Source organism: Acetobacter sp. AC2005 (assembly GCF_037901235.1).
Lineage (GTDB): Bacteria > Pseudomonadota > Alphaproteobacteria > Acetobacterales > Acetobacteraceae > Acetobacter > Acetobacter oryzoeni.
On sequence record NZ_CP149627.1, the window covers coordinates 244,879 to 251,772 of the forward strand.

At 58.2% G+C, this 6,894-nt stretch carries 5 protein-coding genes and 1 pseudogene; 2 read left to right on the forward strand and 4 right to left on the reverse strand.

Features of this window, described 5'->3' with window-relative positions; translation table 11 throughout:
* Positions 1 to 33: 33 nt before the first annotated feature.
* Positions 34 to 1,467 carry a DUF6880 family protein gene (locus QQM41_RS14900; protein ID WP_029604385.1) on the reverse strand — a complete coding sequence of 478 codons (1,434 nt, stop codon included), beginning with the start codon at positions 1,465 to 1,467 and terminating at the stop codon, positions 34 to 36.
* 122 nt (positions 1,468 to 1,589) lie between these two features.
* Positions 1,590 to 1,916: a hypothetical protein gene (locus tag QQM41_RS14905; RefSeq protein ID WP_339078245.1), complete on the reverse strand. Its 327-nt coding sequence runs from the start codon at positions 1,914 to 1,916 to the stop codon at positions 1,590 to 1,592.
* 14 nt (positions 1,917 to 1,930) lie between these two features.
* On the opposite strand from QQM41_RS14905, the gene QQM41_RS14910 reads away from it, so the two are divergent.
* The gene (locus tag QQM41_RS14910) at positions 1,931 to 2,971 is read left to right on the forward strand and encodes an IS110 family transposase (protein WP_339078246.1); all 1,041 of its coding nucleotides are present in this window, start codon (positions 1,931 to 1,933) and stop codon (positions 2,969 to 2,971) included.
* A 546-nt stretch (positions 2,972 to 3,517) separates the two neighbouring features.
* Here the strand turns inward: QQM41_RS14910 and QQM41_RS14915 are convergent.
* Both QQM41_RS14915 and QQM41_RS14920 read right to left on the reverse strand, forming a co-directional pair.
* Positions 3,518 to 4,540 carry an IS110 family transposase gene (locus QQM41_RS14915; RefSeq protein ID WP_087652277.1) on the reverse strand — a complete coding sequence of 341 codons (1,023 nt, stop codon included), beginning with the start codon at positions 4,538 to 4,540 and terminating at the stop codon, positions 3,518 to 3,520.
* A 261-nt stretch (positions 4,541 to 4,801) separates the two neighbouring features.
* Positions 4,802 to 5,593: pseudogene (locus tag QQM41_RS14920) on the reverse strand (IS1380-like element IS1380A family transposase); the annotation flags it as partial.
* An 87-nt stretch (positions 5,594 to 5,680) separates the two neighbouring features.
* Here QQM41_RS14920 and QQM41_RS14925 point away from each other — a divergent pair.
* A complete protein-coding gene (locus QQM41_RS14925) occupies positions 5,681 to 6,703 on the forward strand; it encodes an IS110 family transposase (RefSeq protein WP_339076906.1) in 1,023 nt (340 codons plus the stop codon).
* Positions 6,704 to 6,894 lie beyond the last annotated feature (191 nt).

Below are 6,894 nucleotides of genomic sequence, written 5' to 3' on the forward strand. Positions count from 1 at the left end.
TACTGGCCAGACCATTTTCCCCCAACCCTGCTCTCAGGGCACGGCGATCAATGACCAGAATCCCAGTTTGCGCTTATGTGAAGCCTTCAACCGGGTCATGAACGTTTCATGGGATTCCATGCCTTCAGCCATGGTCAACATGGGTGCAAGTCGCTGACAGGACGCAAGATCCTTTGCGGCATAGGCGTAGTAACGGGAAAGCGCCCTGTCCAGCACGGCCTCGACCAGCAGACGGTAGAGCAGCGTCGCTTCGTTGGGATAAGCTTCAGATAGACGTTCCGCTGCCGGACGCAGCGTCCCGTAGTCCCGTCCGTCCAGTTCCGCTGTATGATGCCGCACGAGACGGGCAGCTTCGTCGAGAGCGGGCCATTCCAGAAGAGTAGACAGGACCACGCTTCTATTCGGGAAATTCCGGATGTGATCGAGTGCCTGCTCTTCGGCGTCGATCGCATCATAATCACTGAGATGACGCTGATAGGCTTTCCAGTGCGGCAGGCTCAGGCGTTCCCGAAAAACGTTCCATCGCAGAGCCTGAGCTTTGTCTCGGTCTCCAACGGCCTCGTATGCTTCAATCCGCAGATCGTCGTTTTCCTTGTAAAAGCGAGAGTTCTCTTCAGTTTCCCGGTCGAGCCAGTCAAGTGCCTCCCGGGCGCGCCCCTTGTCCAGCAAGCGGCGTGCGACGTCGCCGGTATAGGCATACTGGCGGTCACTCAGGCTGACAGCTTCACTATACGCATCAACGTCACCCATGGCATCCGCAAGATCCCGCAGGTGCCTGATCACCTGCATACGCGCGATGTCGGTATGATAATCGCTATTCCCCTTTGACGCAGGAAGGTCGCGCAGTCGTGCCAGAAGCATAGTTCTGAGCATGGCTGCGCCCGTTTCGCCTAATGCCGTGCCGCACGCGGCGAGCAGACGATCACAGGTGCCATACCCGTCATCATCGAGAAGCGTAAGAAGGTCTGTGACAACGATGGCGGGATCCCGGTTGGCCTGTCGTCCCCAGAGAACGCCAAGATCAGAAGCGGCCTCCCGGAAGACGTCCGACAGGTATCCGGAACTGTCGTCCGAGCGCTCGTAGACGGATGGGGCAATCTCCACAAGCAGCCTCATGGCTGAAATGGCCTGCCCGACATCGGCAGAGGCAACGTCACCCAGGATGGATTGCCGCAAGGTATCAAGTTCAGCAGCCAGAGGACGGATCCGGTCCCAGGGCAGAAACCCACGGGAACGCTGGATCGTGCGCAGTCTCTTTTCGATCTCCTTGCCGAGTTTATCCTTCGCGTGAACCGCTGTCAGCGCCATGCGAAGCCTGCGGGTCAGTGCGGTGTCCTGCCCTGCCAGTTCGATGAGCAGATCCGCAAGTCGGTCCGCACCAAGCGCCTTCAGATTATCCTTCGTGACAGTCGTGCCGACTTTCGCTGAGGCACGGGACTTGGGCTTTTCAGAGGGATTTCGAGTCATGGAAGCAGGTTATGGCTCTCCCTCAGGAAGCGCAATCGCCCAGTGTTGGTCCGGCGTGTCAGGGCCTTCCTTTCATCGGATACGCCCATCCAAGCCGGACGGACGTATCCGATGTCAGCTATTCACCCCCTGGTTTTCACCCAGAAGCGCCCGGTGGCAGTCCTTCGTGACTCCCATCCTGCATTTTTGAGCATAACAAGCAGCTCTTTTTCTGGCGGCACGTCGATCACGTTTTGCATGATTTCTGCCAAGGTTGTTCTTTCTCGTGCAGCCAGGAACGCGGCCAGAGTCACCGCGACCAGCGCTGGCGGCGACAGAGATGGCACAGGAACTGCCTCAATCCGAAGCCCTTCCCGTTCGAGATGATCGACGCGGATTTCTTCTGTGATGGGGTGGACGGCTCCCAACGGCATCGCGATGTGCCAAGGTGAAGTCGTTGCAGAACTCACAGAGGAGGCCACCCATGGAACAAATTATCCGTATTGGCATGGACACGTCAAAAAGTGTTTTCCAATTGCACGGTGTAAACGCGAAGGAGCAGCCTGTTTTGCGCAGGAAGCTATCCCGCCGGGAGATGGTAAAGTTTTTTGAGAAACTGCCCCCGATTGAAATCGCGATTGAGGCCTGTGGCGCCTCCCATTACTGGGGGCGGGTGCTCTCGTATCTGGGACACACAGTGAAGTTGATCGCGCCGCAGCTCGTGAAGCCTTATGTCAAGCGCGGGAAAAACGATGCCGCCGACGCGGAAGCCCTCTGTGAAGCGATGAGTCGGCCTACAATGCGGTTCGTCCCGCTCAAGAGCGAGGAAGAGCAGGCAGCGTTGATGCTGATTGGAATGCGGGCACGACTTATCCGGAACCGCACACAGCTCGCCAATACGATCCGGGGATATGCTGCCGAGTTTGGGATCACGGCGCCCAAAGGCATGTGCCGGATTGAGGCACTCCTTGATCGGATCGCTGCGGACGAAAGCCTGCCCACATTGACGCGCGAGTTGTTTGCCCTTCACGCAAAGGAATATGCTGAATTGCAAGGTGAAATCGAACAGCTTGAGGGCAAGGTGATGGCATGGCACCGCGCCAACGAATGCAGTCAGCGTCTTGCGAAAATTCCGGGCGTTGGTCCGATCGGCGCAGCGCTGCTGATGATGAAAACGCCTGATCCGCATCTGTTCAAATCGGGTCGAGCCTTTGCGGCCTGGATCGGATTGACGCCCAGGGATCACTCAACCGGTGGAAAAACAAGGCTTGGCAGAATCACACGCGCTGGCGATGAGGTCTTGCGAAGCACGCTGGTGGTTGGCGCGACCGCAGTCGTGTCGCATGCCCGGCGGACCAATGGGAAGAATGCCTCATCTTGGTTACGTGAATTGCTGGAGCGCAAAAAACCGAAACTCGCAGCGGTGGCCCTTGCCAATAAGATTGCGCGGATTGCCTGGAAACTGATGGTCAGCGGCGAACACTATAAGCGCCTTCTGCAGCAACCCGGCGCAGCTGCTGTTTGAGCTTAGCCTGGCACGATGCGCTGACATTTGACGCTCTCGTGCCGAGCTGAGGTCGTGGCTTGCAAGTAATAGAGCAGATGGTGTGATCGATCGATCCATGGCGTGAGAAAACCCGTGGCAACCAGTGGTCATCAAAGACCGCTTCTTCTGTGTTTGGGGCTCACGCTGCGGAAGCCATCTTGGCCAGCGACCCTATGGCCGCATCAACAGGCCGGACATATGGAAGCAAAGATCCGATCATTTTCTTGCCTAGCCCCTTGCAAGGGGGAGCCGTCCACATATGGTTGCCGTCCGTTATGCAAGAGTTTTCTGACCCATATTGACGTGTGATCGTGTGCGGTCTTCTGTAAGGCCTGTTGATGTGGCCTTTCAGAAGCCACTGGCCAGTATGGTGATCAGCGGATCAGATCCAAATCTCACAGGCGTGCTTTAAAGCACAGAGAAATCCACTGGTTTTTCCGATCCGGATCAGACGATCATGCGCCCATTCAGGTCATCGCCCTCTCACACCCCTACCGGTTCCATCCGCGGGAGCCGAGCCATCGCTCAGGCTGCCAGGGACAGGGCCGGATCCCGATAATCCTCCTGTTTTGTTGCCATGGCCCAGATGGCTCGTGCCATCCTGTTGGCCAGCGCAATGGCTACCAGCATACGGGGCTTGCGGGCCAGCATCCGTGCCAGCCAGCTTCCCGGTGCAGGGGCCTTACGGCTGGCCCAGTTCACCTGGGTCATGGCGCCCATGATGAGAAGCCTGCGGATATCAGCCTGCCCGGCTTTTGATATCTTCCCCAGCCTTTCCTTTCCGCCAGATGAGAACTGACGGGGCACCAGCCCCAGCCACGCAGCAAAGTCGCGCCCGCGCCGGAAGCTCTGCAGGTCAGGCGCAAAAGCTTCAATCGCAAGAGCGGTCAGAGGACCCACTCCAGGCATGCTCTGCAATCTGCAGGTGTTTTCACTTTCCTGGGCAAGCATCCTGATCTTCTTTGTTCTGACATCAATCCGCACACTCTGCTCCGAAATCTGTCGCAGCAGATCAAGGCATTCCTGCTTCACAGCCTCTGGCAGAACCGCCTCATCCAGCATGGCTTCAATGTGTCTGATATGCGCAATCCCCTGTGGCACGACGAGACCGAATTCATACAGAACGGCACGCAGGGCATTCACCAGTTCCGTGCGCTGGTGCACCAGACGCTGCCGGGCCCGGAAAAGAACGCCACGCGCCTGCTGCGCTTCAGTGCGTGGTTCGACAAAGCGCATTTCCGGCTGACGGGCCGCAATGACGATCGCTTCCGCATCAGCAGCATCGTTCTTCTGGCGCTTCACGAAAGGCTTCACATACTGCGGAGCGATCAGTCTGACCTCGTGACCAGCTCCTGCCAGTTCGCGAGCCCAGTAATGCGCGCTCCCGCACGCTTCAAGAACGACCAGAGCAGGCGGCTGCGTGGCCATGAACTGCATAAACTGCTGACGACGCAGCTTTTTGCGAAACATCACCTCGCCCGCACGCGAAGCTCCATGAACCTGGAAAATGTTCTTTGCCAGATCAACGCCTATCACTGTATCCTTCATCTGCCGTCCTTTCGCGCAGTCGTTTCTTCCAACGACCATTCTGGCACATTGCGATGCCGTGCGGGGAGGACGGCAACCACCCCATCTCACACTTGAGGCAATTTCGGGTCATTTTGTAGAATTCAGTCATCCCACAGGAGCCCGATCTGGAATATTGACGATATTCTGCTTCTGGCGGCGGGTTCTGAACGCAGTGAGGGTGTCACGGCCTGAGAAGGCAGTGTTGGTGGAAGCTATGTGGTCTGTGCACTGTCTGTTTCTTCAGATGGCCTGCCGGAGCCTTCGCAATCGTGCATGAGCGAGGGCGAATTCGTGCTGACAGGGGAACATGTCCGGCATGAACAGGACAATCCGACGGACGCTGAGCGTTACACGTGTCGCGATTTTGAGCAGTCGTGCGCGTATGGTGCCACAGGTCGCCGTCTCCAGGCTGGTCTGGCCAAGGGCCAGTCTTTGCAGAGCGGTCAGCAGGACATAGGCTGCGGCCGAGAACCACAGCCGGAGCTGGTTGGCCCGGATGGTGTGGGACGAGGTCCTGTCTGAGAACAGATCCATCTGGCATTCCTTGATGCGGTTTTCCATATCCCCGCGTGCGCAGTAAATCTGTTCGTAGAGATGGCGGGGGTCGGACATTCCCTGCGGTAGCGTGGTGACAATAAAGCGATGATAGCGGTTGCCGTGGCGCCATTCGGCCTTGGCCACCACCCGCCTGCGGCGCGTCCAGCTGTCCTTTGTGATCCAGTCAAAGGAGGCGAAACCGCGCGCCGCTCTGCCTGTCGTGGCGGCTTCGTCACGAACCTCAGCGGACAAAGAGGCAATCCGGTCATACAGGCGGGTGTTGCCTGCAAGCCCGAACAGGAAGTCAACGTGGTTGTCTTCGCACCATGTCATCAGACTGTCCCGGGCGAAACCGCTGTCCCCACGCACCAGGATACGCACCCGAGGCCAACGGCTCCTGATCTGCTCCACGATCCGGCGGATGTCTGCCAGTGCTTCCTTCCCCGGGTCCCTGTCTGCCGTGCGCAGGGTAGCGCTGAGGAGATGGTCCCCGCAGATGGGGTGGTTGCCGTCCTCCCCGCACGGCATCGCAATGTGCCAGAATGGTCGTTGAGTAAAAACAACCGCGTGAAAGGACGGCAGATGAAGGATACAGTGATTGGCGTTGATCTGGCAAAGACCATTTTCCAGGTTCATGGAGCTTCGCGTGCGGGCGAGGTGATGTTTCGCAAAAAGCTGCGTCGTCAGCAGTTTATGCAGTTCATGGCAACGCAGCCGCCTGCTCTGGTCGTTCTTGAAGCGTGCGGGAGCGCGCATTACTGGGCCCGCGAACTGGCGGCATCTGGTCACGAGGTCAGACTGATCGCTCCGCAGTATGTGAAGCCTTTCGTGAAGCGGCAGAAGAACGATGCTGCCGACGCGGAAGCGATCGTCATTGCGGCCCGTCAGCCGGAAATGCGCTTTGTCGAACCGCGCACTCAAGCGCAGCAGGCCCGAAGCGTTCTCTTTCGCTCCCGCGAGCGTCTGGTGCACCAACGCACGGAACTGGTGAATGCCCTGCGTGCCGTTCTGTATGAATTCGGTCTCGTCGTGCCACAGGGGATTGCGCATATCAAACGCATTGAGGCCATGCTGGATGAGGCAGTTCTGCCAGAGCTTGTAAGGCAGGAATGCCTTGATCTGCTGCAACAGATTTCGGAGCAGAGTGTGCGAATTGATGCCAGAACAAAGAAGATCAGGATGCTTGCCCAGGGAAGTGAAACCGCCTGCAGATTGCAGAGCATGCCTGGAGTGGGTCCTCTGACCGCTCTTGCGGTTGAGGCTTTTGCGCCTGACCTGCAGACCTTCCGGCGCGGGCGCGACTTTGCTGCGTGGCTGGGACTGGTGCCCCGGCAGTTCTCATCTGGCGGAAAGGAAAGGCTGGGGAGGATATCAAAAGCCGGACAGGCTGATATCCGCAGGCTTCTCATCATGGGTGCCATGACCCAGGTGAACTGGGCCAGTCGCAAGGGCCCAGCACCGGGAAGCTGGCTGGCACGGATGCTGGCCCGCAAGCCCCGTATGCTGGTAGCGATTGCCCTGGCCAACAGGATGGCAAGGGCAATCTGGGCCATGGCAACGAAACAGGAGGATTATCGGGATCCGGCCCTGTCCGTGGCAGCCTGAGCGATGGCTCGGCTCCCGCGGATGGAACCGGTAGGGGTGTGAGAGGGCGATGACCTGAATGGGCGCATGATCGTTTGATCCGGATCGGAAAAACCAGTATGTCTTTTCGTACTTTCAAGCACGCCCCGCAGATTTGGATCTGATCCGCTGATCACCATACCGGCCAGTGGCTTCTGAAAGGCCACATCAAC